The following is a 658-nucleotide window of genomic DNA, read 5'->3' on the forward strand; positions in this document are numbered from 1 at the left end:
CAGATGCCGCTGGATGCGGCTCTAAACTTGCTGAAACCGATGTTTGAGGATCCGTCGATCCTGAAGATCGGACAGAACATGAAATACGATGCCAAAATCTTTAAGCGATATGGCGTCGACGTCGCCCCCATCGACGACACGATGCTGATGTCCTACGCCATGCATGGCGGTGAGCATGGGCATGGCATGGATACGCTATCTGAACGCTATCTGAGCCATACGCCGATTCCCATCAAACCTCTGCTTGGCTCGGGCAAGTCTGCAATCACTTTCGACAAGGTGCCGATTGACGAGGCCACGGCCTACGCTGCCGAGGATGCGGACATCACCCTTCGCCTGTGGAAATTGTTCAAGCCGCAGTTGCATCAGGTGCAGGTGACGACGGTGTATGAAACACTTGAACGTCCATTGGTGCCGGTTCTCAAAGAAATGGAGATGCATGGCATCAAGGTCGATCGCGATGTTCTCAGCCGAATGTCAAATGCATTTGCGCAGAAGATGGCCGGATTAGAGGCTGAAATCCACGAATTGGCGGGTGAGAACTTTAACGTCGGTTCGCCAGCGCAACTGGGTGAAATCCTGTTCGACAAAATGGGGCTTGAGGGCGGCAAGAAGGGCAAGACCGGGAAGTACTCGACCGGGGCGGACATTCTTGAGG

Annotated in this window: 1 protein-coding gene; it reads left to right on the forward strand. The window is 54.0% G+C overall.

The window, feature by feature from the left end; all coding sequences use genetic code 11:
* The coding region (locus tag ACR0EL_RS22405) for a DNA polymerase (protein WP_480502346.1) at positions 1-658 on the forward strand (658 nt) is incomplete at both ends.

This window comes from Ruegeria sp. AH12 (assembly GCF_056541465.1).